This window comes from Streptomyces sp. NTH33, assembly GCF_003236365.1.
GTDB lineage: Bacteria > Actinomycetota > Actinomycetes > Streptomycetales > Streptomycetaceae > Streptomyces.
In genome coordinates, this window is sequence record NZ_POTZ01000839.1 from 1 (window position 1) to 1,630 (window position 1,630).

A 1,630-nucleotide genomic window follows, 5' to 3' on the forward strand; every position below is an offset into this window, starting at 1 on the left:
CACACGACCTGCTCGTGGTGCAGCACAACGTCAGCGACGAGAACACCGACCCGGCGGGCACGGCCCGCCGGTCCGGAATCCCCAGCCTGTCCGCCGCCTCCTGCAACCACTGCGGCGGACTCAACAAGAACGACGTCTGGTGCAGATCCACCCGGGCCGCCGGCGCCGGAACCGCGTCCGCGACCTGCCCCGTACGGCCGTACTCCTCCTCGTACCGGCGGATCACCTCACCCACCGGCAGACCGGGCCACAACGTGGCCTCCCCGCTGTCCCGGGCGATCACCAGCCGCTGCGCACCGCCGTCCAGCCGCGGACCGCCCTCACGGTCCTCCGCCCACACCACGAAACCCAGCTCGAACTCCCGCACCCGCACCTCACGATGCTGGTACGCCGGCACATCCCCGTTGACCCACTCCTCGGCGCGCTCCTGCGCCTGCGCGAACGTCACCATCGCCCGGCTCACTCCCCCACCGACGACCCGGAGGACACGGCCGCCACACGCACGAAACCACCGTCCACCATCAGGTTCGCCACCGTCTCCAACTCCGGCGGAGAACCCGCCAGCCGGCACAGGAACGCGTCGAAGTCCTCACCGCACGGCAACAGCAACCGCTCCACCCGCTCCGCCTGCGACCACGACGGATCCACATCCCGCACATCGTCGTACGCGCAGAACCACACCGAACCGGCCCGCTCGCCCTTCACCTTCACCGCGAGCAGCCCGCCCTGCACGAAACCGACACCCAGATAGTCCTTCGTCAGGTGATCCCGCAGACACTTGTTGACATACACCAGGTCATTGACCGCCGCCTCCTCCCGCACCGTGAAGAACGGCTGGTCGACCAGCAACCCCGACTCCGCGTCCAACGCCGTCCCCACCGGCGCACAACCACCCGCCGCCTTCAGGAACGACCGGTACGCGCCCGGCAGCCGGAACCCCAGATCCTCCTCGACCCCCAGCACCTGCTGCTCCGACACCGCCACACCCGACTTCGGCAACCCGAAGTGCGCCGGCCGCGTCTCCTGCAACGGACGCGTACCCCGCTTGGCCTGGTCGACGTTCGCAGTCGCGATCCCACCGTGATGACGCAGCAGCGCCTTCACCTCCACCGGCACCAACTCCATACGCCGGCCGCCCACCACGTGATGCCACGTCCAGCCGTGCGGAGTCGCCACACTCGGCACCGTGTCCCACAACTCGTGCCCACAAGCCGCCAGCGCCGCGTTCGCCGACACATAGTCCGTCAGCCGCAACTCGTCGACCCCGAACCCCGCAGGCGGCTCCGCGATCTCCACCGCGGCCCGCGCATACGGCGAGAAGTCGGGAAACCCACACTCATCCACCCGTACCCCTCCCGGGTGACGAGCAGCCCGCACCGGATCCGGAAAATGCACGACCTGTCCGGCATAGGCCGCGTTCGGCGGCGCGGCCCGCCCCCCAGCCTGGTGGCCGGGTGGAACACCCACCCCGAGCCGACCTGTCGTCATGGTGGTTGCCCCCTGAGGCACTCTGTACGACCCACGGCGACCGGCATCCAGCCCCGGCCCGCCAAGACCCGTATCCCTACTTCTCTCCAACGCGTCGACCGCGCGCATCGCGGCGTGCCGACAGCCTATGCGCTACAACGAC

The 1,630-nt window shown here is 69.6% G+C and carries 1 protein-coding gene and 1 pseudogene; both read right to left on the reverse strand.

Going from position 1 to position 1,630, the window contains the following annotated elements; all coding sequences use genetic code 11:
* A pseudogene (locus C1I97_RS36825) lies at positions 1–451 on the reverse strand (SUKH-4 family immunity protein); the annotation flags it as partial.
* 8 nt (positions 452–459) lie between these two features.
* Positions 460–1,488 carry an SMI1/KNR4 family protein gene (locus tag C1I97_RS36830; RefSeq protein WP_111007229.1) on the reverse strand — a complete coding sequence of 343 codons (1,029 nt, stop codon included), beginning with the start codon at positions 1,486–1,488 and terminating at the stop codon, positions 460–462.
* Between the last annotated feature and the right edge of the window lie 142 nt (positions 1,489–1,630).

Bases quoted from the DNA above. Each gene is read 5' to 3' on its own strand.
- C1I97_RS36830 (WP_111007229.1), bottom strand. From the start codon at position 1,488: ATGACGACAGGTCGGCTCGGGGTGGGTGTTCCACCCGGCCACCAGGCT.